Below are 26602 nucleotides of genomic sequence, written 5' to 3'. Positions count from 1 at the left end.
CCCATATGGCGCGGCAGCTGGCAGGAGTGACTTTTTCAATCGTTGGCGTGCAGTAATTTTTACAGCTGCAGTCCTTTTTTACTAAGCTTGTTCGCCAAGATCAAAGAGATCAACGTGGTGATCGACAGAATGGAAGCAAGCGCAGCACCCGTACCGTAATTAGCTGTAAAGACTTCGCTGTATATCGTGACCGAGATCGTCGCAGTGGAGCCATAGTATAGGACAATGGTGGAGCTTAACTCGTTAATAGTTGTGATCCAGCTTAGTATCGCACCCGACAAAACACCTGGACCCATCAGACGGCCTGTAGTTTTGAAAAAGGTTTTCATTGGTGGAACTCCCAGACTGATGGAAGCCTCCTCCACACTGCGATCCAATTGATATAAAATCGCTGTGCTCGAACGAATCGTATAGGGCAGCTTGCGCACCACATAAGCAATGACCAGAATAACCCACGTGCCTGTAAGCACTACCGGTGGCTTATTGAAGGCAATGATCATACTGATACCGAGCACCGTACCCGGCATTACATAAGGAATCATAATCAACCCGTCCAGCATCGCGGTCAGCTTGGATTTTCTACGAACGAGTACATAAGCGATCAGCATACCCATGACAACCATAATCACAATCGAGATCAATGAAAAGCTGTACGTATTCAAAATAGCCTTGGGCACGCGGAACAATATTTCTTTATAGCTGTTTAAGCTGAACCCTGGATGAAATACAGGACCCTTGGTTTTAATAAAGGATGTCACAATAACTGTTGCTTGCGGAATGATCGATACACAAGCCACCAGCAAGGCTCCCGCAGTTAGCAGCCATTTAGCAAGCGGCCGCAGCGTCTGAATCTTCGGCGTGCGCATCCCGGTCATCGTATAGTTTTTACGGGCAACAAAGAAACGCTGCAGAAACAAAATACTCGTTGAGCATAGTATCAGGATAACGCTAAGCGTGCTGGCCATTGCTGGATTGCCGCCCATTTCACTAATAAATTGCTCGTAAGCAAGGATAGGTAGTACTTTAAAGCCTTGCCCAAGCAGCATCGGAGTACCGAAGTCCGCGAAGGATGCCATGAAAACCATCAAAGCTCCGGCAGACAAGGTTGGAAAAATCAACGGCAGTGTAACCGTGCGAAGCCGATGAAAGCTGGAGCGCCCCAGACTTTCCGCAGCCTCCTCCAGTGAAGTATCAATCGTTTTGAGCGCACCGGATACATACAGATAAATGTGCGGATAGAACTGAAGCGTAAAGACGAAGACAATTCCCTTCCACCCATATACAGAAGAGAACGGAATGCCGATGTCATGCAGAAAACGGGTCAAAAATCCGTTGTTTCCCAACATCAGAATCCAAGAGTACGCACCAATAAAAGGAGGGGAAAGCAGAGACATAATAACCAAAATCTGAATAAGTCCTTTGCATTTCACATTATAGCGTGCTGTCACATAAGCAAGCGGAACACCGAGCAGAATCGAAAACAACGTGGCAAAGGCAGACACCTTCAAACTGTTCCATAATGCTCCATAAAAATATTTTAGCTTGATGAAGTTAGCATAATTGTCCAGTGTGAGGCTTCCCTCATCGTTGTAGAAGCTGTTGAACAGCAAAGTAAATAACGGATATACAATAAAGGCAAACAGGAACACATAGACAATCAAGGTGACCCAAGACCAGAAGTCCCACTTTTTAAAGGAAAATATCCGGCCTCTCTTAGTAGGTTGCACGATAAACTACCTCCTTGCCGCCTTTGTCGAACATGGTGGACTTTTCCAACTGTAAATTCACGTGAACGGTTTGCTTTACCTTGCGTAAATGGTGCGGCTCTACCGCATGCTCCTGTACGTCGATCACGGGCCCATTCTGAAGGCGAACAAGATAGCTTACCTTTTCTCCCAAATACGTGACATTTTCAATCGTTCCTGGAATGAGAGATATTCCATTACCCTCTGTTTCCAATCGGATTCGTTCCGGACGCAGCGACATGACTACCTTACCTTCATACGATTTGGACAAGGGCAGCTGATACGAGGCGCCGAGTAGATCGATCTTCGCTAGCCCTGAGCTATCCATGCCTCCATGACAATGTGCCTCGATAAAATTGGAAGTGCCGATAAAATTGGCTACAAACTGATTGGCAGGATAAGCGTAAATATCTTCAGGCGGGGCGATCTGCTGGATGTTGCCTTCACTCATTACTGCAATCCGATCAGATACGGCCAGCGCCTCCTCCTGATCATGGGTTACGTAAATCGTAGTAATATTTAATTCCTTTTGCAGCATACGGATATCCGATCGCATCTTGATTCGCAACTTAGCATCCAGATTGGACAATGGCTCATCCATCAGCAGTAAACCGGGACGAATAACAATAGCCCGAGCCAATGCGATCCGCTGCTGCTGACCGCCGCTCATATCGGAAGGAACACGATCACGCAAATGCTGGAGCTGCACCATCTCCAAAGCTTCCATAACACGCTGTTCCGTTTCTTTCTTATTTACTTTACGCGCCTTCAGCCCATAAGCAACGTTCTCGAAAACCGTCATATGCGGGAAAATAGCGTAGTTTTGAAATACCATACCAATGTTTCGCTCATGTGTAGGAATATCATTGATTTTGCGTTCTCCGAAATAAATATCCCCTTCTTCCTGACGATAAAAACCGGCAATCGTGCGCAGCAGAGTCGTTTTTCCGCATCCGCTCGGACCGAGCAGGGTAAAAAATTCACCTTCCTGGATGGTCAGATGAGCGTCATTGACCGCCTTAGAATCCCCAAAATATTTGGTCACATGATCGAATACGATTTTTTGCATAGCCATAACCCTCCATTATTAAGAAAAAGGTGCCCTCCTTATTCAAGTAAGGCACCGTTGTTTGTTTGAATTGCATTATTCCTGTCCGGTCACAATTTTTCCAAAACGCTTAATATTATCATCTTTCTTGGTAGCAGCCCAGTCGAAATCATAATCGACAAGCTTGATGTCTTTTGCTTCAGCAATTCCCTTCACTGGTTCAGCATCTTTACGCACAGAGCGGCGTTTGAATTCCTTTTGAATCAGCGCCTGTACATCCTTGCCTACCAGAAAGTCAATAAATTGCTTCGCCTGCTCCATATTTTTGGCGCCTTTGATAACCGCGGCTCCATCAGGTACGGATGAGGTACCTTCAACCGGATAAATAATGCCGACCTTTGCTCCGCCTTCTACATACCGCAGTGCTGCCTCCTCCAGAGTCACGCCGAGCGCAAACTCTTTATCCGCTACACCTTTGTACACAAGACCGGAGCCGGACAGCACTTTACCATCCAGATTAGTCACAAACTTCTTGATAAAACCCCACCCGTTGTCTTTACCGTTAGCTGTAAGCATAGTAATGAGCTGCGTGTAGGATGAACCGGATTTCGCAGGATCGGCGAATGCAATTTTGCCCTTCCATTTGGGATCAGTCAGATCCGTCCAGCCTTTAGGTTCCTCGCCGGCCTTGACCAATTCCTTGTTGTACATAATGATCATCGGCAATGCTGCAAATGGTGTCCATACATTGGTTTTATCTACATACTGCGGCGATAAATTATCGAACTCCTTTGTTTTGTACGGTTCAAAATATTTCTTGTAAGCCTCCAGCGAATCGGCGCCACCTGCCCAAAATACGTCACCGAGTGGATTAGCCGCTTCTGCCTGTACACGTTTCAGCAAATCCCCCGTACCTCCGGCAATCAGCTGCACTTCAATTCCCGTACGATCCTGAAATTCCTTCACGATCGGGTTGTTCACCTCGGCTGCATTGGGTGAATACAGCGTCAGCTTACCGCCTGTTTTGCCAGCTGGCTGCTGTGCGGCCGGTTGAGGCGCTGCGCCTTCAGCCGGTTTGGCGCTTGGTGTTTCCGTCGTGCCACAGCCTGCTAACGTACCGACTAAAAGCAATGATGCAAGAATACTGGTTACCATTTTTCTCGTTTTGTATGACCCCCCATTAGATTGAAAGCGTTCAACTTCTAGTTTTACTATAGCCACAGATGTAAGTGCTTTCAATGTGATGAAATTGCGCAGTTGTTTAAATTTTTGCCCAGTTCCCATATAGAACATACTTACTTCCGCCATAACATACCCTCAGCCAACATAAAAAAACCGGCCCAAAGCGCCGGTAATCGCATATATTAGTCTGCTTTTTCCCCTCAGCATTTTACAAAGGCAAACTTTCAATTCCGAGCCGCTTGCGGAACTCAGTCGGTGTATCGCCCGTATATTTGCGGAAGATTTGGCTGAAATAACGGGAATCCTGGTAGCCAACTTGAACGGAAACCTCATATATTTTTAATCTTGGATTCGTCAGCAGCTCCTTGGCATGTCGGATACGAATATGTGTTACATATTCAAGAAAGCTGGTGCCTACCTGTTTTTTGAACAATCGGCTGAAATAGCTCTCACTCATATGGTGACGTTCTGCGATGCTCTGCAACGTGATATCCTCGCCATAATGAGCTTGAATGAAAGCTTCAATTTCCTCAAAACCGCTTTTCTTATGAGGGTCCGAGTGCTCGGTGTACTTGCGGTTCCAATCAAGCAGCGACGCATTCAGGCGATTCAGTGACAATTCCAGCGACTCCTCTACCTGTTCTGCCGAAGCAAGCATAAAGCTGCTATCCAGCACAATGCCGCGAAGCTCCACATCCCTCAGCAGCAGTGAATACAGTGTCACTGTGTATTCAAAGAAACGCCTTCTAGCTTCCAATCCATCCGTGTGCAGACATAGAAGTTGGTTGTACCAAGCTTCCGTCGTTTCCTTGATGGATAACGGGCTGCCCCATTTGACGAGATCGATCAGTTCCTCCAGTCTGGCAGAGTTGGCACGAATCAGGTCCTGCTGCCGATCCATATCTTCAAACCAGATCATCCTCTCCTGACCGAAAAATACCGTTTGATATAAAGAGCTCATCGCCTGCTGATAAGCCGTCGGAAGCAGATCGATACCGTTACAGGGTAAACTGATACCCAGCACATGGTTTTCTGCAATATGGGGTAGAAGTATAGTCAACGGCTCCAGCATTTCAGTTAACGAAGCGCGCGCTATGATGCGGTTAGCAACGAGTGCATAACGGTTCTCGTGAATTCTCACCAGAGGCAACGTTGACAGCATAGCCGTTTGCTCTTTAACTCTCTGAGTCAACAGTTCTCTGTCCGTTCCGCTCACAAGCAGACCGTCCAGCTGCAGCAGCAATACTCGAAAGGGCGGGAATTCCATCACTGATGAATCGCTATACTCCAACAGCCACTCTTTCTCCATCGTACCTGCATAATCCAGCAGCAGATCATAAAGCATTTTCTCCAAAATCAGTGGATGCTCCCAGCTGTAGCGTTGTTCCATACGTTCCTGCAAGGATTGCAGCTTCTTCTCCTCATCCAGCTTGGAAGTGATGCGCCCGATGACACGGATCAATTCATCCACATTCGTTGGTTTAAGCACAAAATCGGCGGCTCCCAGCTTTACTGCTTTTTGGGCATAGCTAAAATCATCAAATCCTGTGAGAAATATTATTTTCATGTTTGGCCACAGTAAGGCTGCTTTTTCAGCTAATTGAATCCCGTCCATCGCCGGCATCCGAATGTCCGTTAATAATATATCGGGTGTATCCTGCTGTAAAACTTCCAGACCCGTGACTCCATCACTCGCTTCTCCAATGATCGAGCATCCCATTTCCTCCCATGGAATCGTCAGCTTTAATCCTTGCAGAACCAGCCACTCATCCTCGACAATGACAACCTTATACATGACGATCCTCCCCTGCTGAACGCATTACAGGGATTTCAATAATGACCTTCGTTCCCTGCATGGCCTTACTCTCTATGTCAAAACGAAAGTTGGAATGAAAATAAAGCTCCAAACGACGTTTCAGATTATTGAGTCCAATTCCCGTATTATGCTCATCATTGGATTCAAACTTGCCATTCAGGATGAGCTCCACCGTTTCCGGCGACATGCCTACTCCATCGTCGCTCACCTCAAGACGAACCCGCTCTCCGATTCGCGAGCCCCGAACCAGAAGATGCCCCTTGCCTGGCCTGAGCTCAAGCCCGTGGGTAATCGCATTCTCCACCAGCGGCTGAATAAGCAGCTTTAGCGTAAACAACGATTCAATTTCTTCATCGATAATTAATTCCGCTTCCAGTTTCCCACCATAACGCATTTTTTGAATAACTAAATAATTACGTATTTGCTGCATATCCTCCTTTACCTGAATAAAGGGTTGCCCTTTGCGGATACTGAACCGCAGCAGTTCGCCAAGCGAGACTACCGTTTGACTGATATCATTGATTTTGTGAATACGGGCCATCCAATTAATCGAATCCAGCGCGTTATACAAAAAATGCGGATTAAACTGGGCTTGAATTGCCTTGATTTCGGCTTCCTGCACCATCAACTGCTTTTTATACACCTCATCAATCAACTGCTTGATCCGCTGCAGCATTTTGTTGAAGCTGATCCCGAGCTGTCCGACTTCATCTCTGTACCTGGAAGGGAAAGCGACCTCCATATTGCCGTTCTCCACCATAAACATCAGGGACCTCAGCTTTCGAAGCGGATGGGTAATCGTCACAGACAACACATATGCGAGCCAGCACGAGACAACTCCGAGCATGATCACGATAAAATAGGTCAGATCGCGGATACTGCTGCTCTCCTTCGTCAGAACGGCTACCGGCACGACGCTAACCAGCTTAAATCCGGTGATTTCGGAGGTGTCATAGATGACCATCGCTGCAGGAACTTTCTTGCTATCCAGCTCAAAAAAACCTTTGTTTCCCGCAAGCACATTTTCCAAATAAGGCTCGTTCAGTTTCGTACCGACAATATGCTTGGAAGGACTGCTGGAGATGACGTATCCGTTGCGATCCAACAGCAGCATCTGACCGCCGGGCTGGAGCTTAGCTTTATTATATTTGTCAGCGAGGGCGTCCTCCATAATATCGACAACCATGTAGCCAAGCGGCTGGCTCGTCTCGATCTTCTTCAGCAGCCTGCCGCTGCTGAGCACAATTCCGAAGTCCTCCAGCTTTTTCATACTATAGTGCGTATCCCAAATGATATTACCGCCAGCCAGCCGCATCTTGCGAAACAAGCCCCAATTTACGTTGTAATCATCATATTGATTGGGCAACAGCTTGCCAGTAAAATAGCGATCTCCATTGGAGCCAAGTAAATAAATCGCAATATTCCAGCTTTTAAAACCAAGGAACGTGTCCAAAATATCGTTGATCCGTTTCTCGTCCTGATGCTTTTCCACCAAGGTTCGCCCACCGTCTTTGGAAAGCACATCCTGAATTTCTCGGTTACTGTAAATGTACATCGTGAGCTGCTCGATATCTTTGACAAAATAGTTCAAGCTATAATTGACTTGGGACAAGCTTTCCAATATCGTTTGGCACACTTGTTTCTGAACGACCTGTGAGGATTTATAATAGGAGAAGGTTCCCAGGATAGATAAAGGGATAATGGAAAGCGGAAGAATCAGAAGAATCAGCTTCTGTTGGAGACTTGTTCCGAGCAGGTAATTCTGTATCCGGTTCAGCACTTGCGCCATATCGCACCCTCTCTCATTTCTCATTACACATCATGCCCGAAGCAATGTCCGGTTAACATCTGCCCGAGCATGAATTGTAACTATTGTAATGCGGAGAGTTTGACAGCGTCAATTCATAAAATGATTTTTCATTTAAAGCATCGCCTCGGCCAACAACTCAAAAGAACGAAGCCGCTGTTCGTAGTCGAGTATAGGGGTAACAATGATAAACTCATCCACACCGTAAAATTGTCCAAGCTGGTCCAGCTCGGACTTGATGTGCTGTGGCGTACCCATCAACAGCTTGCGCTTGGATACAGCACGCTCTTCCTCCTGATGATCCGCGAGCTTGAACGATTTAGCCGCTTGAAGCGCGAGCTGCCTAGCGGTTTCCTCGGTTTCGGCACAGATGACGCCTACTGCAACAAGGGTACGCGATCCATTAGAAAGAGCTGAGGGCACATATTGCTGACGATAGGCTGAAAGCATCTCACTCGCATCATTATCGCTCATGAACTGCCCGAATACATATCCTGTACCATATTGTGCTGCATAGGAGGCACTTTTATGGTTCGTACCGAGCATCCACACTTCGGGTGCCTGTACGGGAATTGGCCTTGCCAGAACAGGCTCTCCTTCTATCCGATAGGTGTGGGTTAAGAGTTCCATTAATGCTTTTAACGAATCTGGCATCAATCTAAGATTTTCCAGAAAATTGCTACTTAAAGCCATGCTCACATGTGCAGAGCCTCCAGGTGCCCGTCCGATCCCCAAATCTATCCGATCGGGATACAAGGCTGCCAGTAGATGAAAGCTCTCCGCCACCTTAATCGGCTTATAGTGAGGCAGCAGCAGCGCACCCGATCCAATCCGAATTCGCTTCGTCAAGGCACCAATATGCGCAAGCAGCACCTCAGGTGCCGTACAGGCCAAGCCCGGCATATCGTGATGCTCTGCCACCCAATACCGATGATAGCCCAAGCGTTCAGCGGTTTGAGCCAGCAGCAGCGCCTGCTGCAGAGCAAACTGTGCACTCACTTCTCCAATTAGAGGAACAAGATCCAACACACTTAGCTTGATCTTACCCACATCTCCTATCATGACGAATTATATCAAAACAAAAGGGCCGCCCTATTGGGAAGACCCTTTGCGATATTCATATTGACATTCGGTTCCTACATGCGAAGCAATGACCTTCACAGTATCACCCATTCAACTCGTTTCCAGCCGTGCGTTTCAAACCGATTTCTTATTCTCTCGCATTACAATTGATCCATAAAATAAATTTGCTGCTCCCAGCCAAGCACCTGCTTGATTTTGGCATTGGAAAGCAAGCCGACACGACCCTCCAAAGGAACACGAATATCCGTGACCTGCGCCAAATGTTCAGCTACCAGTTCCTGTGTATCTCGATCCGAAGAGGTATCGTCAGCGGCCAATATAAGGGCTTGTACCCCAAGCCCGTCCTTTTCTATGGCAAGACGACAAGCACTGGCTACATCGCGGGCATCAATGTATGACCACAAAATCCGTTTTCTGCTCTCCGTATTAGCAAATTGTGCTTGAATCGTAGCGTAACTTTCAGGGATAAGGATATTGCCCAAGCGGAACGAAATCACCTGCATACCTGTACGGCGATGAAAAGCTTCGGCGGTTACCTCATTGATGACCTTGGACAAGCCATAGCTATCCTCAGGAAGCTGTGGATGCGCTTCATCCACAGGCAAATACTGCGGTGCAAAATATTCACTGGCAAATACCATACCATAAGAGGACTCACTAGAGGCAAGGACAACCTTTTGTATGCCCAGGTTCGCCGCTGCTTCCAGCACATTGTACGTATTCATCACGTTGTTGCGGAAACATACATCATTCGTATGCGTGTAAGCCTGTGGAATCGCAGCAAAATGTACAATGCCTTCGACTTGGCTGCGGTTTGTGCCACTGAACGGCGCGAGTGCATTATGAACCTGACCTAAATCATTCAAATCTATGATAATCGTACGGCATAAAGGTTCTTCAGGTAGTTTCCAGTCCAAATTGATGACCTCATAGCCCTGTTCTATAAAATGCTTTACCAGCCAAACACCAGCTTTACCGCTGCCACCGGTAATAATAATCGTTTTTTTACTCACTATATGACACTCCTTTGATAGTTTACAGATTCAGCTTCATAGAAGCCAGGCTGCTATTGCTATTTTATCCATAGTTCTTTAATATGGGAAGTAGTGAATTTTTATTCATATTATTACAGGAAATATACCTAGTTACCTCAAGGTAATCCCTTAATAACAGGAAGGATGGTACACATGTCTCTTTTAGAAAACGAAACCAATAATAAACTCACAGAAACTGGAAGCAACTATATCCCTAAGCAGCCCGTGTACATTGAATGCTCAATCGAAAGAACCCTGGACGCCATCGGTGGCAAATGGTCCTTTCTTGTTCTGCGTGAATTGTTCGGCGGTACCAAGCGCTTCGGCGTGCTGCAGAAGAAAATTAATGGCGTCAGTCCTAAATCGCTCACCGAAACTCTGCGTCATCTTGAGGAGCAAGGCGTACTGGAAAGAACAGCTTATCCCACAGTGCCTGTCACCGTTGAATACACACTCACACCCAAAGGCCATGATCTTCACCAGATCTTGAAAGAAATGAAGCTTTGGTCCGCCAAATGGACTTAGACCCCCTATTCCCCTTTATGACGAGGTGACCGGATGATAGCGTTTTACCAAAAATATTGGAAAACCGTTTTTGATATTGCTTTGCTGCTCATAACGATATATCTGTTCATGCTGCTGTTCAGCTATTTGTACCAGATAGCCACTCCGATTTTTCTTGCTTTTGTCATTTACCTGATTATTGAGCCTTTCGCTCGCTTTTTACATAGACGTGGTTTAAGTAAAAGTATTGCCTCCGCGATTTCAACTGGATTGTTTATTCTCATCATTCTTGGGGTCATTGCCGGTGTCGGCGTCATTTTTACGAGTCAAATTCTAAATCTCAAAGCCAGCCTGCCTGAATACTCAGCTATCATGCAGAAGCAGTTGATCCTAAAAACAGATTTCCTGCGCAACAGGCTGGACGCTCTGCCCGATGATATCATACATAAAATAACGCAGTACTCTGCCGAGATTACGGATAAAGCTACTCAGCTTGCAGGGCAATTACTCACCAGCACGTTTTCGATGCTGACCAGCTTTTCCACATTTGTCGTTAATTTCGTCATAGCGATCATATTGGCTTATTTTTTAAGCATCGAGATTGAAACCTGGAAAAGAATGGCTCGTGATAAAACACCTAAAACATTTAAAGCCGCATTTACCTTTTTGCGGGAAAACGTGTTGCTCGGAATCATCGGTTACCTGAAGGCTCAGTGCAAGCTCATCAGCTTAACCTTTATCGTTATTTTTATTTCACTTCTGCTGCTTGGCGTAGAAAATGCATTTTCTATTGCTTTACTGTCAGCGGTATTTGATATGCTGCCACTGCTTGGCGTATCCACTTTGTTCATTCCTTGGATTATATACTTGTTCATTGTCGGACAGACGACGCTTGCGATCTGGTTGTGTATTCTGCTTGGTGTCGTCATCATGGTAAGACAAATTATGGAGCCCAAGATCACTGGAGACTCGCTTGGCGTATCTGCATTTACGATGCTGTCCTTCATGATCATTTCTTTATCATTGTTTGGTATATCCGGTCTGATTCTTTCTCCTATCCTTATTATCACCATCAAAGCATTGTACGAGCAAGGTCATCTGCAAAGGTGGATTCGTTGGCCTGAGGGTGAATAGATCAAAAGCCCAGTGAGCATGAATCGCTGGGCTTTTGATTTATTCGGCTTCTTTAGCGCTCTGTCAAATACAGCATCCGCTCACCCGGAGTCAACATCTTGAATTTTAACATAGGATAATAACGCAGCAAGTAATCGACAAAATAAGCCGGGTTTTCCGTGTTACTGGCGAACATATCGTAATGCATAGGAACGATCATCTCTGCCCCAATCTCAGCTGCCATATCTGCAGCCTCACGAAACGTCATATTCCCGTAGATATGATTGCGCAGGCGCCGCCAGTCATGTCCATTGATTGGCATGCATGCGAGTTCGATTCGATGCGGCTTGAGCGCATCCTCCAGTTCCTGATCTGCAATCGCATCCCCTGCATGGTAAAATACAAGGCCATTAAAATCAATCACATACCCCAAAAAGAAATGATTGCCGTCAGCATCGGTTATGTAATTCTCGTGCTTACAAGCAATAGGTGTAATGTTGATGCCTGGATTCAGTTCAAACTTGATGCCCGCTTGAGCGGGTACAATTCGTTCACGGGCAATACCCGCATCCATCATTCGCACTATATGAGGTGCAGGACAAATAAACTTGGCCTGAGGAGAACGAACCGCAAGATCTTTTAATGTAAACGGATCCAAGTGATCGGAATGATGATGCGTAATAATGACATAATCAGCGTTGTAAATCTCCTCGGGCTTGATTGGCGGCTCGAAGGATCTCGCGGGCGAAGCAGACAGGTAGGGATCAAAGTAGATGATGACTCCCGACTTTTTAACGACCAGACTCTCCTGCCCCAGCTGCCATATTGCGATCCCGTCCTGTGGTACCTCGGTTGTATCCATTTGCTCTAATAATTGCTTGCCTGTTTTACGAATTACGATCTTGTCATTCATGGTTTGGCATCCTCCCAATCGACTGTGAATGGCTTAGCTCCTGACACTAGCTTGTTTCATTATACACCACAAGCTACTTCACAGCGTACTTGCGCTCAACACGATTTGTGAAGAAATTCATCAGAAGCAAAGAAACCGCGATATCATCAACCGGCATGAAAGGCAGCAAATCAGGGGCAACCCAGTATACGACAGCGGGTATGACAAAAAGCAGCTTTTCTCCTAGCGGTACTTTACTGGATAATAGAAGTGGAATGATTCTCTGGAATACATGACCCCAATTTCGAAAAGAAAGCAAACGTCTCCACATGGTATTGTCCCCCTTTGACTTGATCCAGGCTGCTGGCTTCTACTACCGTAGGCTTGCCAGCCTCTATACATCATATACGCAGCAGCCTAATCGGGGTTGCAGCAACTACAGATTAAGTGCCTCTACCATAATTTTTGAAGCTTTTCCGTACATATCGCCCAATTGTGAGTACGGCAGCGGATTGCTCCCAACACCCACCTCAACCGTAAAGCCCGGCCTACGAAATTCCTGAATGAACCAATCTTTGTATCCGGCGTCACTGCCTGTCAGTTTCACTGCCCGATAACCACTTACTTGTGCGAAGCGCTCAGCAATTGATTCTGATTCAACTGGCTCGTAATCATTGTAATTCCAGTAAATTTCCTCGCCCTGCGTATGAAAGGCTATCACCAAAGAAAAGTCCCGCTCTCGTGTAAATGCCTCCATAGCTCTCGCTTCCGGTTCAGATAAGGGAGAGGTTCCACTGTAGTCCCGGGATGCTGGATTGGCTACTTGTCGGCGTGCTCGCTCCAGCTCCCAATTAGCGGGAAACTGATCGTTCAGATCAACACCGCGTACATTGGCCTTCCAGCCTGAGAAATCCGTAGAACCACCATTCCATTCCAATAGCTGTTGTAGATGCGGCTCCTGCTGCTTGCTTAAGACAAGCTCCACTCCATCTGGATTGACCATCGGCACGATCCATAATGAGATTCGATCGAACAGTTGCTTGGCATCAACTCCATGAACAGAATTTCCATGAGCATAAGCTTGTGCATAATCATGAATAAACCGTATGAGAAGCGATGTTGTAATCCATTCATTCGCATGAAATGCTCCGTTAAAATGGATATGCTTGGCACCGACACCGATTCTTATTACCGGAATGTCCCTGTCTTCGACACTGCGTCCAATCGATCCGACCTCAAGAAAAGGATAGCGATCTTTCAGCAGTAGAATGTCCATAATCATTCCAGCGTAATCAAGACCCTTACCAAATTCGTTCATCTTTATGCACCCTCTCATTAAGAAACGATCCGAAAGCTTATAGCCTCCGAATCGCTGTCTCATAGAATAGTTGGAGATCGCCAAATGACGGGGATGACTCCAATTTGATCATTTAACCAAATTTGTGCTATTTTTTTGAACATCCATGGATCTCCACTGCAAAAAAATTGATGTATCGGCATTTCCTCTGTGGCCGCCAGCATCCCTTTATGATATAAAATCGCGCTGATTTCTCTCGCCGTTTCGTCTGCGGAGCTGATTAGTGCAACATGTGGTCCCATTGCTTCCGAGATAGGCTTGATCAAAAAAGGGTAGTGTGTGCAGCCCAAAATGAGACAATCCATCGGTACAGCACTCAGCTCCTGTAGTGAGCTTTTTACAATAACTGCCGTCTGCTCAGCCTCGAACAATCCCTTTTCCACTAAAGGTACGAACAAGGGACAGGCTTGGCTTGATACCTGAATATGCGGTGAGATTTGCCGCAGCGCCAACTCGTAGGCTTTGCTTTTTATAGTGCCTTCGGTTCCAATAACGCCGATCTTACCGCTTTTCGTGTTTTTGATAGCAGCACGGGCACCGGGATGAATAACGCCCACTACGGGAATCGATAAGCGAGAACGGATTTCGTCCAATGCTACCGCTGTGGCTGTATTACATGCGATTACGACCATTTTCGGATTAAAGTGCATAAGGTAATCGACAATCTGATGTGTAAACTGAATCACTTCCGCTGAAGATCTGGGTCCATAAGGTGTGCGAGCGGTATCACCAAAATAGCAGATTCGCTCTTTGGGGAGCTGTCGCATCACTTCTCTGGCTACGGTAAGCCCACCCACTCCTGAATCCAGTATGGCTATCGCTTGCTGCACAAATATTCGCTTCCTTTGTATATGAATATATACCGCATACCTCTAAATAAAGTATGTTGCAGGAAGCCAAAACGTACCGCAAGGATGACCCTATCCGCTCCTATTATCTGCTCGGAGGCTGGATATCGGTTAATAAGGCAAGCTCATAGCCAGCTTTACGAATCCCTTTAATAATTCGATCTAATGCTTCAATATTTTCGGGGGAGCCTTGATGAATCAGCACAATATTGCCATCATGCAGATTTCCCATAATATCATTATATGGATCTTCAGCCCCGTTAGCACGAGGGACCCAGTCTTTCATCGCCGTAGACCAGAATACTGAGGTATAGCCCATATCGGACACCATGCTCAACAAATGCATATTATAGCGACCGTAAGGAAAACGGAAGTAAGGCTGGATTTCCTTGCCTGTCACTTCTTTATAAAGCTTTTCATAATCGTGGATTTCCTTCTTGACCTGCTCGTCCGTCTGTAAATTCATATCCGTATGCGTCATCGTATGGTTGGCAACCAAATGCCCATCCTCAACCAGTCTGCGGACAAAATCAGGATCTTTTTTCACATTATATCCAGCAATGAAAAAGTTGGCTTTGGCGTTATTATCTTTTAGCGACTTGATTAACAGCTCTGTATCGCCCATCGGACCGCCCGTATCAATCGTTAAGTATACCTTTTTCCCGGTCCCTACCCATAGGGCTTTCATGTTATCCGTGTACTGATTCGTTTCATTAGGGAAATTCGGGACCTTGCCCTTCGGCTGCTTCATATAATACCAGGAATAATCCTTACGATCATTCGTGATCGGCTGCCTTGGTTTATATGTATTCGAAGCTACGGTTGTACTGGCAGAGGCTCCTCCGTAACCGCTATCTCCCCCATTGCCCACAATAGCTGCCACTGGATTGCTGGGCTGCTTCAACGGCGGCTGTACAGGTGGTTCTACAGGATCAGCTGGCGGCTGTATGGGTGATAGCTCCACTGGAGCTGATAACAATTCCGGGGTTGGTACTGGCTTCTCTTTGATTGTTTCAGTCCCGGAAGGTGTGGACTTGACAGCCTCAGCCTGCTGCTGTGCTGCCTCCTTCGAACCGCTTGTCCCTGAGCAAGCTGCAAGCAATGTGCCGCAAAGGATTACCGTCAATGCTGCAAATCCTGCCCGGCTTCTTATCGTCATCATGTAGGTTCGCTCCATTTCGTAGGTTATTCGCTTGCATTCATCATAACATTCCAAGAGTAAGGCATAAAGAAAATGTTATTAAAAACAGCCCATTAACACCCAGTTCTATCGAAATTAGGTATACGTTAATGCTTAACTATTCATTTCTTAGTATTCATTAAATCCAAAGAGGTTCCATACATATAGAAGACTATGTCATTTAACAAAATCCCATCAGATTGCGAGTGATGCAAATGGAGGCGCTATTTTGTTCAAAATGTAATGAAAAGATCGTTGAAGAACATCTTCCTTGCAAGTATTGCGGAAGCTTTGAAAGTCATGCCGCAGGAAATGCTTTAGCCAAGGATAGTACAGCCCAGCCACAAAAGAGTAAGCTTATTATTTTGATCTTGTGCTTGGTTGTTGTCGTGATTGCTGCTTTTATTTTTCTGCGTTAGCTGATGTTGGGTCGCAGACTAGCTGCTCCTCCAACAAGTTTTTGTTCTTTAGTACACCAAAAGGACCTTCTGAGTTCATTACACTCGAAAGGTCCTTTTCGTTTTTAATCTTTTCTCTTCCTACTTCCCTCACCCGAAGTGCGGTGAATAACAGCGGAGCGGCCGTATCACCTCTAAATCCGTGTTCAAAAAGGATAGCGGAAGAGAAAGGGGTATGCTGTAGGAGCGGAGCGTTCGCCTTTGAAATCGTGAATATACCATTACCCTAAATTCACAATTCACGATTTCAACAGCGACCGGAGGCATCCCCTTTCTCTGCAGCCGACTGCCTTTTTGAACACGTTCTTCTTTACCTCACTCTTTTATACAAATTTCGGCAGCCAATCGCCATGCGCTTCGATCAGATCATCACACATCGCTACGATATCATCTATCGACAGCTCAGCAGCCGTATGCGGGTCCAGCATCGCCGCATGATAAATATGCTCTTTTTTGCCAGTAATGGCTGCTTCCAAAGTCAGCAGCTGGGTGTTGATGTTCGTACGGTTCAAGGCAGCCAGCTGTGGAGGCAGATCGCCTACATAAGTCGGTGTTACACCGCTTGAATCAACAATACAAGGCACCTCTACGCAGGCTTCCCGAGGTAAATTCGTGATAAGTCCCGTGTTCATCACATTGCCGCCGATTTTAAAAGGATTGTTCGTTTCCATGGCCTCAAGCATGAAGGAAGCGTACTCTTTGGAACGATTATGCTCCAGATTTTTGTTGTTAACGAGCTCTTCGCGCATCGTTTTCCATCTTTCAATTTGACGGATACAACGGCGAGGATACTCATCGAGTGGGATATTAAAGCGTTCGATCAGCTCAGGATAATTTTTCTTAATAAAATAAGGATGGTACTCAGCATTATGCTCAGAGGATTCGGTTACATAATAACCAAAACGGAACATCAGCTCATAACGAACCATATCCGTATGCTGCTCTTTTTGCTTTTCTTTGGCACGGCGTTTAATTTCCGGATACAGATCCTTGCCGTCCTTCGTGACTTCCAAAAGCCAGGCCATATGATTGATTCCGGCGATTTTAGTTTGCACGCCTTCGGTTTCGATCTCAAGCGATTTGAACAAATGCGGCATACACGCCTGAACGCTGTGGCACAAACCTACGGTTTTCACGCCGCCATACGTATTCATCCCGTTCGTCAATACAGCCATCGGGTTCGTATAGTTCAAGAACCAGGCATCTGGACAAACCTCTTGAATATCCTTGGCAAAGTCCAGCATCACAGGAAGTGTCCGCAGATTACGGAATATCCCGCCTATTCCGAGCGTATCGGCAATCGTTTGACGCAAACCATATTTCTTCGGAATTTCAAAGTCGGTAATCGTGCAAGGATCGTAACCGCCAACCTGAATCGCGTTCACCACATACTTGGCTCCGCGTAGTGCTTCCTTACGGTCCGAATATGCTTTCACCTGACAAGTGCTTCCAATTGATTGCTTCAGATTGTTCAGCATATTCTCGGAGTCCTTCAGACGTTGTGCATCAATATCGAATAAAGCTAACTCGAAGCCTTGCAACGCAGGTGTCATCATACAATCACCCAACACGTTTTTGGCAAATACGGTACTGCCTGCACCTAAAAATGTAATCTTTGACATCGTAGCAGCCTCCCAGTTCATTGAATAAGTTCATAACCTTAACTAGAACTATACGTCAAGAAACTGGGTATGCATATGGAGACAAACCACTTCTACATGGATAAATGTAGTGCATTTGTTATTAGCCTTTACGAACAGCAGACCAAAGGGCAAGTTGGATAATTGTAATTAATGTAAAAGCCATAAAAGCCAGTACAGGAATTGTAATAAAGCCAAGCCAGTTGATATAATCAACATCACATGGAACCGGGCCACAAGTAGTCGCTGCTTCTTTGAACCAGGAAGTCTTTTGCATCAAGATGTGATATAAAGAAATCCCCATTCCCCATATACTTAACGGAAGCACATAGATGAACTGTTTCGTGTCCTTGCGAACAGCAGCGATCCCAAGTATAATCGCCAATGGGTACATTAATATTCGTTGATACCAGCACAGCTTGCAGGGCAGGTAGTTCAGAATCTCTGAAAAAAACAAGCTTCCCAACATAGCCACTACGGCAACAATCCAAGACATATGTAGTCCATTTTCTTTAATAAACCGATTCCAGCCCATGACTCAGCGCTCCTTGTTCTCATTGAAATATAGGTATACACGCTACATCATATCAAAATCAATCGAGGTGTTCCACTTGAGCTCATACCATCATCATGTCTCATTTAATCCGCATCCCAGTAAAGGGGAATTATCCGTGCTGTTTAGCGGGCATGCCCAGACTAATCCACTGCACAAGGTCGGTCCGCAGGTGCTCGACTACTATTTGGTGCATTATGTGGAATCGGGTGAAGGAACCTTTCGGTGTATGGGGCAGGACTATCATCTGGAGCGTGGCGGCAGCTTTTTTATATTTCCTGGGGAATTGGTCAGCTATGTATCGGATGAATGCAATCCGTGGAGCTATCGTTGGATTGGCTTCAAGGGCAATCGGGCTGACGAATACTTGCATATGCTCGGTCTTTCACAGCATCGTCCTGTGAATATCACCAAGCAGCATCGGAAGCTCAACGCATTATTTCATCAATTGGATCACAAGCTTCAAGCGCGTCAGCCCAATAGCGATTTGCAATCCCAGGGCTATCTACGGCTGATCCTTGCCGAATACGCACAATCCCATCATGAGACCAATGTTCCGAAGGAGGAGGCACCAGGAATTCAGCAGCAGATTGAACAAGCCATCCGTTGGCTGACCCTGCAGCATAATCAGCCGATTTCCATTGAACAAATGGCTTCAAGCCTTGGGTATCACCGCACCCATCTATCAAAAATGTTCAAGCAGCATACGGGAATGTCCCCCATGAATTTCCTGTTAAAAATACGTATGGAACGCGCACGACTGCTGCTGCAGGACACGTTGACTGTAGAGCAGGTCGCTTCTTCTGTAGGTTTCGGGGATGCCTTGTATTTCTCAAAGCAATTTAAAAAATGGTTTGGACGCTCACCGTCTGAATACCGGCAGGACCAAACCACCAACCCTTATGATTGCAATGAGTAATCAACAGACATTCCCCTAAGAGACAACCCTTTTCGGTCACTTTCGCTTTCTGCCATTCTTCACCAAAGTCATCCGCCGCGAATGCCGCAGCCATGAATAATACGCTTTCAAATCCCGAAGTTGAATATCTTCCGACAAACGTCCCAAAAAGGTAACAATAATCATTTTATGCAAAGGATTGCCTATGATATCGGTTTGACCCTGGATGATCATAAACTCAGATACTACAGCCAAATCATCATCAATCAAATACACTTCTTTTTCATTTTCGTAATAAGGCAGTATGCGATTGTTTTTCAATACATCCCACATAAAGTTGCATATGTAATCGAAATTACCTTGATCTCTATTAACTCGCTCTGACCATCGGGACAAGGCGTGACTGGTAACGACAATATCAGCAATTTTGTATCCGTTAAATTCAATAAAAAAGGGCTCGTATGTACTCCAACGTTTCATGCTCTTGTCTCTCAATAGCTGTCCCCTCCCCATTTATATGTAATGCTTTCCCAGTAATAAATGTAGTATTTATACTACAGAACGTCAAGGTTTACTTTAATTTACTGGCTATTTCCAGAGATTAGAAACAACATTCCAGATTTTTTTGCAAACCTATTTCATTTCTATACAAGCTCCCTTACAATAGCGATTAAGAGGTGATTTTAATGGGACAAGCTATCCCTAATTTTGGCAAGTTTCTTGAAAGTCTGCGAGGTTCCATCTCCCTTAGAGAGGCAGCAAAAAAAAGCGGACTTTCGCATGCGTATATACGTGATCTGGAATTAGAAAAAAACCGTTCCACCAATGAAAAAATAACGCCATCCCCCGATACTTTGCAAAAGCTATCCAACGCTTACGGCTTTCCTTACAAGGAGCTGATGATTAAAGCTGGACATCTCGAAGAACATGATCTATTGCCTGATACGTCTAGTCCTGATATTGAGGTTGATCTGAGCCAAGTATTCTATATCGAAATCGGAATGAGAGATATTATATATGGAGATCTGCAAACCAGATTGAAAAAAAGCATTGATTCATTAAGAGATTTCAGTGATTTCCTGGATACCTTGGAGGAGCATGGCTTCAAAAAGATTGATTCCGATATGTATGTCAATTTTCACTGTATCCGCAAATACGATGAACGTAATGGCTGCTTATATTTTGATGCTTTAGGCGAAGGAACTGGAGTTACCATATCCGCAACCCGCCAGCGCAAATACCACGAGCTTATTGTACGGCATATAGCCAACAACAACCAAACCAGCTTGGAATTCACTTTTGGCAAAACAACCGGCAAAGAGGCGTCGAGCTTACCTGTCCGTGACAAAGGTTAGTTTCGATGATTGTAAATTTTGCCGTTTTTTTCTTTTTTGGTTGGGCATCCTTGCTGGCACTTGGCTTGGTATTGTTTCGTTTTAAGCTGCGAGCTTATTGGGTTCAAATCATCCTTGCTTCCATACTGCTGGATTACATTTCAGTCCTGCTGCAAATTCACCACAAAATATTTTTGATTACAACGATACAGCCTATTAGCGCTATATTGTGTTACTGGCTAATATTCAGAATTCATTGGTTCTATGCCATTATCATTACTGTAAGCTCTTATTTAATCAATTTCAGCCTTGAAGCTGTATTTAATTTTGCGTCTGCCAAGTTTCAAATGAACGATTTTTTAGTCGCTTTACAAAGCAGCGATATTGCAATAGCCGTTCTGATCATCTTCATTGACCTGTTCATCTGTGCCATAGTCATCAAATACCGGTTGGGCTTTACGTTTATTCCGAACCACACGATCAGACCGACGGCTTTTTTGCAAAAGAACAAACGAATGATGTTGACCTTTTTCTTTACCCTCATCATTCTGATGCTGTCTAGCTTTTCCATCTTTTATTTTCATTCTCACATCGCCATGTTGCTGCAGGTATTAGTCGTTGTATTGTGGTTTGTTGTGATACGAGAGGCGTATCATAAGGAGGCTATGGAGTAGGTAGCAGCAAGGTCCAAAAATAATGATCTGGGGGATCTATATGTTTGCTATTGAACAAATACCTGAGTACTTGGTCCATTTTCTGGTTTGGCCTACCTTCTTTATGTTAGCCCTCGCCTTATTCCGTATACGAATAAAAAACTATGTAGTACCTATTGTCGTGTCAACTTGTATTCTGGCCCCCACTGCTGCCATTCTGCAGCATTCAGAATTACTTTTTTTGATAACCGTTATTCAACCATTAGTGTTTTTAATTTGCCTCATAGTCGTTTTTAATTTCAAATTCTTTCATAGCCTCATCATGGCTAGCCTTGCCTACATCTACAATATATTCGTAGAATTCAGCTACAATCTAGTTGTTGTCCAATTCAATTACGAAGATTTTCTGCGAATATCCCAGGATGAATATATTATGCAGGGGCTTTTCATGAGTTTTATCAATGGTTTGACCGTCTATATCTTCACAAAAACCAGATGGGGGTTTACATTCATTTCTCCAGGAATGACTAAGCTCCGTTCGGAAGCAACCACTGTCCAAAACAAGCTGTACCTCAGTGCAAGCATATTTATTATATTTTTAAGCATGAATGGCTTTTTTATTTATTTGTGGGCCGAGATGTTTTTGGCAGTGCTTTCTGCTACTTCTCTAATACTTGCTATTGTTTTGCATTATAGCTATAAGCGAGAATCCCTAGATTAAAATGAAGCTATTCAATAGATGATTCTTTCCATTTCTAGAGTTACGGGGGTATTTCGAGTTGGATACAGTGAATACACTGGTAATTCTTATTCTTTTTTTAATCTGGCCTACCTTTTTTATATTAGCCCTCGCTTTTTTTCGGATACAAGTTAAGCAGTATTTGAATCCCATTATTGTCAGTAGTTTAATAATGACTCCGGCCTCAGCAATGCTGCAGTATGCAAAATTAAATTATTTATTAACCATTGTTCAACCTTTGTTGTTTTTATTTTGTCTGATGGTCTTGTTTCACTTTAAATTTTTTAATAGCATTATTATGACGGGACTTACATTTATTTACGATATATTCGTAGAATATAGCTACAATATCGTAATCGTTCAATTTGATTATGATCAGTTTGTACAAGTAACTCAAAATGAATTTATTATTCAAGGTTTTTGGGTTGCATTTGTCAATCTTTTGACTGCCTACTTAATAAAGAAATACAGATGGGGCTTTACATTTATTGCTCCTCGAATACATAAACACCGTCCCAGTAATATGAGCATTCAAAAAAAGCTTTATATGAGTGCAGTGATATTCATTGCTTTTCTTAGCACGATCAGTTTATGTCTGTATATATGGAAGGACATGTTTTTGATCGTCCTTTCTGCTACTTCTATCATACTTGCCTTTGTTTTGCATTACAGTTACAAAAGAGAATTTATTGAATAAATTTCTTTAAGGAGAATTAGTGTTGAAAAAAGAATACGTGTGGATTTTAATCATTTTTTTCTTATTTGTCGGACCAGGTCCTGTTGTCTTTTTTCTTAACAAATATACAGTCTCCTTCCTTCCAATAAGTAGTTGTATTCTGTTTCTTTTTCTATTAAGAAAAGAGATCCAGAATATCGATTTTAATTTACTGTTACGAAATAATGAGATGTACAAATGGGCATTTAACGGTCTAAAATACTGTATTTTTGCTCATGCAGCCAATGCTTTACTTATAGGAAACTCACAAATCATAACCGACGATCTGATCCAAACATATCTTGTCATGCCCTTTTATGTAGTAGTAGTTGCACCTATAATTGAAGAAATTGCGTATAGAAAAATCATTTTCGGTTGGTTTAATAATAAAAATCTTTTTTGGATAGGGGCAATTGTATCTTCATCTATTTTTGCTCTGGGACATTTTAGTATAGAGAGGATTGGAGCGTATTTTATCACGGGAATTGTACTTTGTTATGCTTACAAAAAGAGTGGTACGATTGCAACAAGCATCCTCATACACGGAAGTCTAAATTTCATTTCACTGCTTGTAAGGACTTTAAAAGGATGATAATGAATGATAGCGCTTTATTCGACAAATTTTTCTTGTTAAGTTTTTGATAGTGTATTAAACTGGGTATAATTGCATATTAAATTCACCCTCTGAACAAATTATTATTAAAAAACAAGCGTAATGTAAGGAGCAATGTATGAACATATTGATTAAGATTTTTTTCTCAACTATAGAATTTTCAGCTATGATCTTATTATGTCTATCATTGTTCAGAATTCATTTCCGTTATTCTTTGCATAAGGTTTTATTAATTGCATTCATATTATCCAGTATATCAGTCTACATAAGGGATATTATTCTTGAGCCCGATTTTTCAGCATTACCTGTCATCATTGCTGAAATCGTACTCATAACCTTATTATTCTACTTACCCTTAATATTTTCACTTTTATTGTGCGTGATTGGTTCTCTGGCTACAGCGACCATTGAGGGGGTCGTTATATCAATAGGTGCCCCTTATAATCTATTTACGCAAGAATCGATGCAAGCATCAGCTATCGAATTTATGTGTTTTGATTTAATTGTAACTGCATTATTGCTATTGCTGGTTTATCCGCTGCTGAGATATAAATTAGGTTTCCATACTACAAGCAATGATGCGCTAAAAGGATACAACTTTTTATTATCAGCTATCTTGGTAATTGCCATTGTAATTATTCAAGTATTAGTTATTGCATTTAAACAGTCCTCTCTTCATTTTTATATCCCTATCATATCAGGAATTATTTTTTTAATAGGGATTTTTCTCGCGTATAAACATAATAAAAAGTTATGGGAGAATCGACGAGCGAGGTTGTCTAAAAGATGAGTATTATCGATCAATCAGCTGAATTTTTAGCCAAATCTATTAGAAAAAACTATAGTGAAGCAGGATCTGAAACTGCACTAAAGTATGCACTAAGTTTAATCATTAACACGTTCATATCCATTACGATTTCCCTGTTGTTTTGTTTAATCACTGGACACTTTATTCAATGTGTATTGGGTATTGCAGCCTTTATTCTTATAAGAAGTATAACTGGTGGCATGCACGCTTCTTCCTCAATGTCATGCTGCATCATATCGATACTCATTTTTAATACTATCGCTTTTGTCACATTTGATTACAGTTTGTATTCTGCAGTTTTAGATGCAGCAGCTATTGTTGTCTTTTTGATTACTACACCCAATAACATACAAAATATGAGCAGCTTGGACCCAAAATATTATCCAATTCTAAAATTAATCGCAGTTCTAATGGTTTCCTCAAATTTTATAATCCAATCTACAATGCTAACGGCTGCTTTTTGTATACAAGCATTTCTCACTACCAGTCCCGCTTATCGTCTAAGAGATTTTATAGAGAGGAGGTGTTAATATGAAACTAAGACTTGCCATTATTGCTAATGCTGCTCTTATGTCCCTTGCTGCCATTTTTGTAACAACTAATTCTCTAATTGCGCACCGTCCGGAAACTCCACAAGAGCTTTTGAAAAAATAATATGTTATTGTAATGAATAGGGGCTGCGCTTTGCCGCGGCCCCTATTGCGCTATCCAATCCTTCTCTTATGGAGCTGAGTCTTTATGCAGAAAATTCCCGTCACGCGAGATGGCAAGAGAGGGTCAGAAATACTGATTATTGATTCTAGTGAGGTTGTCAAAATTGACAAGATTCGCGATCGTGAAATTATCGTTCATACTAAAGAACATCAGTATTACCTTGACTTCTCTTTCGACAATTTGGAAGAATGGCTGTTTGAGGATGGCTTTCGATTATTGGATAATGCCAATATCGTCAATATGAATCATGTGGCAGAATATGATAATAAAAAAGGCATCGTCTATCTCAACAAGCAGGACCGTCAAAAGTACAAAATGGCTTCTGCAGCCCGAATTCATCGCGAACATGTTGAGAATGTGATTCAGCTCATAAGTACATCTGATCCAAGCTCTGCTGAACACAATCCCAGAAAACATGATCAATTGTTCGAAAAAATCATCAGCGAGACTCAGGATGGACAATTGCTTCGTTCTTATGCGACTATACGCGCAGTGAACGAACGCAAGCGTGCAGAAGAAAAAATCGTCCATATGGCTTACCATGATGCACTCACCAATTTACCGAACCGATTGCATTTTGATCAGCGCCTCAAAAGGAGCTTTGTCGAAGCAGAGCGTACCGGCGGTAAAATGGCTATTATTTTCTTCGATTTGGACCGTTTCAAAGTAATTAACGATACACTTGGGCACCATGTTGGTGACCTGCTCTTACATGCTTTATCCAATAAACTTAAAGAGTACGTATTGGACAAGGATCTTGTAGCACGCTTCGGCGGAGACGAATTTATTGTATTGTTGTCTAATATTTCAAGCAACGATGAAGCTGCCCAATTTGCCAAAGGCATTCCGGAGCTGCTAAAGGAGCCTTTTATATTTGAAAATCAGGAACTGTTTGTAACAGCAAGCATTGGAATCAGTCTTTATCCGAATGACGGTACGGATGCAGAAACCTTATTGAAAAATGCGGATATTGCGATGTACCGTTCCAAAGAGAAAGGTGGGAATTCATACCATTACTACCATCCTGAAATGAACAAACGCTCCCTACACAGATTGAGTCTGGAAATCAATCTGCGTAAAGCACTGGAGCGCAACGAATTCCATGTGTACTACCAGCCATTTGTGGATTTGAGCCACGGTCGAATATTTGGTATGGAGGCGCTCATCCGCTGGTTTCATCCGGAATGGGGAATGGTATCTCCGGCTGAATTTATACCATTGGCCGAGGAAACCGGCCTTATTATTCCGATAGGCAACTGGGTGCTCCGGCAAGCTTGTATTCAAAATAAAAAATGGCAATCGCTCGGTCACGAACCGCTCCGCGTATCTGTTAATATTTCGGCCATACAATTTCATCAGCCTCAGTTCGTGCAAATCATAGAGGATACATTAGAAGAAACAGGTCTCGATCCAGCGCTGCTCTGTCTGGAAATTACCGAGAACGTCGCCATGACGAACGTTCCTTATATTATTGAAACGATGCAAAAGCTGCGATCCATGGGTGTCTACATTTCGATTGATGATTTTGGAACTGGCTACTCCTCCTTCAGCTACCTAAAGCGATTTAGAGTACATACGCTCAAAATCGATCAATCGTTCATCCGCGACGTGACCTTTGACGAGGAAAATGCGGCAATCGTCACAGCACTTATCGCAATGGCCCAGCAATTAAAAATTAAGTCCCTTGCCGAGGGCGTGGAAACGAAGGAACAGCTGGATTTTTTAATTATGCGAGGCTGTAATGAAATTCAGGGCTATGTATTCAGTAAGCCGATTTCGGCTGATGATTTTGAAATTCTGCTAAAAGAAAACAAACAACTGTCGATAGTCTGATAAATAGAAAAAAGTGAGGTCTTGTACTGAAACTT

General features: G+C 43.6%; 26 protein-coding genes. 11 read left to right on the top strand and 15 right to left on the bottom strand.

Annotated elements, in window-relative coordinates:
• Window positions 1-59: 59 nt before the first annotated feature.
• The 7 genes from BM210_RS11815 to BM210_RS11785 all read right to left on the bottom strand — a co-directional run bounded on the left by BM210_RS11815 (window position 60) and on the right by BM210_RS11785 (window position 9694).
• Window positions 60-1727, bottom strand: coding sequence for an ABC transporter permease (locus BM210_RS11815; protein ID WP_177237773.1), 1668 nt, complete (start codon window positions 1725-1727; stop codon window positions 60-62).
• Window positions 1714-2814: an ABC transporter ATP-binding protein gene (locus tag BM210_RS11810; RefSeq protein WP_091168106.1), complete on the bottom strand. Its 1101-nt coding sequence runs from the start codon at window positions 2812-2814 to the stop codon at window positions 1714-1716. Before BM210_RS11810 ends, BM210_RS11815 begins: the two co-directional genes overlap by 14 nt.
• 75 nt (window positions 2815-2889) lie before the next feature.
• Window positions 2890-4101, bottom strand: a complete 1212-nt coding sequence (locus tag BM210_RS11805; protein ID WP_218184920.1) for an ABC transporter substrate-binding protein — start codon at window positions 4099-4101, stop codon at window positions 2890-2892.
• A gap of 82 nt (window positions 4102-4183) precedes the next feature.
• Window positions 4184-5770, bottom strand: coding sequence for a response regulator transcription factor (locus BM210_RS11800; RefSeq protein WP_091168103.1), 1587 nt, complete (start codon window positions 5768-5770; stop codon window positions 4184-4186).
• The gene (locus BM210_RS11795; protein ID WP_091168100.1) at window positions 5763-7580 is read right to left on the bottom strand and encodes a sensor histidine kinase; all 1818 of its coding nucleotides are present in this window, start codon (window positions 7578-7580) and stop codon (window positions 5763-5765) included. The genes BM210_RS11800 and BM210_RS11795 overlap by 8 nt, the downstream gene beginning before the upstream one ends.
• A 132-nt stretch (window positions 7581-7712) precedes the next feature.
• Complete coding sequence (locus BM210_RS11790) at window positions 7713-8639, bottom strand: MsnO8 family LLM class oxidoreductase (protein WP_256223554.1); 927 nt, start codon at window positions 8637-8639, stop codon at window positions 7713-7715.
• Window positions 8640-8821: 182 nt separating this feature from the next.
• Window positions 8822-9694: an NAD-dependent epimerase/dehydratase family protein gene (locus BM210_RS11785; RefSeq protein ID WP_091168094.1), complete on the bottom strand. Its 873-nt coding sequence runs from the start codon at window positions 9692-9694 to the stop codon at window positions 8822-8824.
• A 174-nt stretch (window positions 9695-9868) separates the two neighbouring features.
• On the opposite strand from BM210_RS11785, the gene BM210_RS11780 reads away from it, so the two are divergent.
• A complete protein-coding gene (locus BM210_RS11780) occupies window positions 9869-10240 on the top strand; it encodes a winged helix-turn-helix transcriptional regulator (protein ID WP_091168091.1) in 372 nt (123 codons plus the stop codon).
• Between the two features lie 33 nt (window positions 10241-10273).
• Window positions 10274-11353, top strand: coding sequence for a sporulation integral membrane protein YtvI (gene ytvI / locus BM210_RS11775; protein WP_091168090.1), 1080 nt, complete (start codon window positions 10274-10276; stop codon window positions 11351-11353).
• Between the two features lie 52 nt (window positions 11354-11405).
• On the opposite strand, the gene BM210_RS11770 is transcribed toward ytvI, so the two are convergent.
• From BM210_RS11770 to BM210_RS11735, 7 genes are all read right to left on the bottom strand, one after another.
• Complete coding sequence (locus BM210_RS11770) at window positions 11406-12245, bottom strand: MBL fold metallo-hydrolase (RefSeq protein WP_091168087.1); 840 nt, start codon at window positions 12243-12245, stop codon at window positions 11406-11408.
• Between the two features lie 73 nt (window positions 12246-12318).
• Window positions 12319-12555 (bottom strand): hypothetical protein, encoded by a 237-nt coding sequence (locus tag BM210_RS11765; protein WP_091168085.1) that lies wholly within the window; start codon window positions 12553-12555, stop codon window positions 12319-12321.
• 105 nt (window positions 12556-12660) lie between these two features.
• Window positions 12661-13542 (bottom strand): M14 family metallopeptidase, encoded by an 882-nt coding sequence (locus BM210_RS11760; protein WP_256223517.1) that lies wholly within the window; start codon window positions 13540-13542, stop codon window positions 12661-12663.
• 59 nt (window positions 13543-13601) lie between these two features.
• A complete protein-coding gene (gene racE / locus BM210_RS11755; protein WP_091168081.1) occupies window positions 13602-14411 on the bottom strand; it encodes a glutamate racemase in 810 nt (269 codons plus the stop codon).
• Between the two features lie 103 nt (window positions 14412-14514).
• A complete protein-coding gene (locus tag BM210_RS11750) occupies window positions 14515-15591 on the bottom strand; it encodes a delta-lactam-biosynthetic de-N-acetylase (RefSeq protein WP_256223516.1) in 1077 nt (358 codons plus the stop codon).
• A gap of 799 nt (window positions 15592-16390) precedes the next feature.
• Window positions 16391-17689, bottom strand: coding sequence for an alpha-glucosidase/alpha-galactosidase (locus tag BM210_RS11740; protein ID WP_091168075.1), 1299 nt, complete (start codon window positions 17687-17689; stop codon window positions 16391-16393).
• A 121-nt stretch (window positions 17690-17810) separates the two neighbouring features.
• Window positions 17811-18242: a disulfide oxidoreductase gene (locus tag BM210_RS11735; RefSeq protein ID WP_091168071.1), complete on the bottom strand. Its 432-nt coding sequence runs from the start codon at window positions 18240-18242 to the stop codon at window positions 17811-17813.
• A 76-nt stretch (window positions 18243-18318) separates the two neighbouring features.
• Here BM210_RS11735 and BM210_RS11730 point away from each other — a divergent pair, with 76 nt between their 5' ends.
• Window positions 18319-19179 (top strand): AraC family transcriptional regulator, encoded by an 861-nt coding sequence (locus tag BM210_RS11730; RefSeq protein ID WP_091168068.1) that lies wholly within the window; start codon window positions 18319-18321, stop codon window positions 19177-19179.
• Between the two features lie 36 nt (window positions 19180-19215).
• On the opposite strand, the gene BM210_RS11725 is transcribed toward BM210_RS11730, so the two are convergent.
• Window positions 19216-19653, bottom strand: coding sequence for a hypothetical protein (locus BM210_RS11725; RefSeq protein ID WP_091168067.1), 438 nt, complete (start codon window positions 19651-19653; stop codon window positions 19216-19218).
• A gap of 191 nt (window positions 19654-19844) precedes the next feature.
• Between BM210_RS11725 and BM210_RS11720 the strand changes: the two genes are divergently transcribed.
• The 8 genes from BM210_RS11720 to BM210_RS11680 all read left to right on the top strand — a co-directional run bounded on the left by BM210_RS11720 (window position 19845) and on the right by BM210_RS11680 (window position 26567).
• The gene (locus BM210_RS11720) at window positions 19845-20513 is read left to right on the top strand and encodes a helix-turn-helix domain-containing protein (protein ID WP_091168064.1); all 669 of its coding nucleotides are present in this window, start codon (window positions 19845-19847) and stop codon (window positions 20511-20513) included.
• A 5-nt stretch (window positions 20514-20518) separates the two neighbouring features.
• A complete protein-coding gene (locus BM210_RS11715) occupies window positions 20519-21166 on the top strand; it encodes a hypothetical protein (RefSeq protein WP_091168063.1) in 648 nt (215 codons plus the stop codon).
• Between the two features lie 758 nt (window positions 21167-21924).
• Complete coding sequence (locus BM210_RS11705; RefSeq protein ID WP_091168059.1) at window positions 21925-22581, top strand: hypothetical protein; 657 nt, start codon at window positions 21925-21927, stop codon at window positions 22579-22581.
• Between the two features lie 22 nt (window positions 22582-22603).
• The gene (locus BM210_RS11700; RefSeq protein WP_091168057.1) at window positions 22604-23191 is read left to right on the top strand and encodes a CPBP family intramembrane glutamic endopeptidase; all 588 of its coding nucleotides are present in this window, start codon (window positions 22604-22606) and stop codon (window positions 23189-23191) included.
• Window positions 23192-23330: 139 nt separating this feature from the next.
• On the top strand, window positions 23331-24002 hold the full coding sequence (locus BM210_RS11695) for a hypothetical protein (protein WP_091168056.1): 672 nt from the start codon (window positions 23331-23333) through the stop codon (window positions 24000-24002).
• The gene (locus BM210_RS11690) at window positions 23999-24550 is read left to right on the top strand and encodes an accessory gene regulator B family protein (RefSeq protein WP_091168054.1); all 552 of its coding nucleotides are present in this window, start codon (window positions 23999-24001) and stop codon (window positions 24548-24550) included. Before BM210_RS11695 ends, BM210_RS11690 begins: the two co-directional genes overlap by 4 nt.
• Before the next feature lies 1 nt (window position 24551).
• Complete coding sequence (locus BM210_RS11685; protein WP_091168052.1) at window positions 24552-24674, top strand: cyclic lactone autoinducer peptide; 123 nt, start codon at window positions 24552-24554, stop codon at window positions 24672-24674.
• Window positions 24675-24758: 84 nt separating this feature from the next.
• Complete coding sequence (locus BM210_RS11680; RefSeq protein WP_091168051.1) at window positions 24759-26567, top strand: EAL domain-containing protein; 1809 nt, start codon at window positions 24759-24761, stop codon at window positions 26565-26567.
• Window positions 26568-26602 lie beyond the last annotated feature (35 nt).

This window comes from Paenibacillus sp. 1_12 (genome assembly GCF_900114475.1).
GTDB lineage: Bacteria > Bacillota > Bacilli > Paenibacillales > NBRC-103111 > Paenibacillus_S.
The sequence above is the reverse complement of the archived record's forward strand: the minus strand, read 5'-3'. Positions and strand labels throughout refer to the sequence as shown.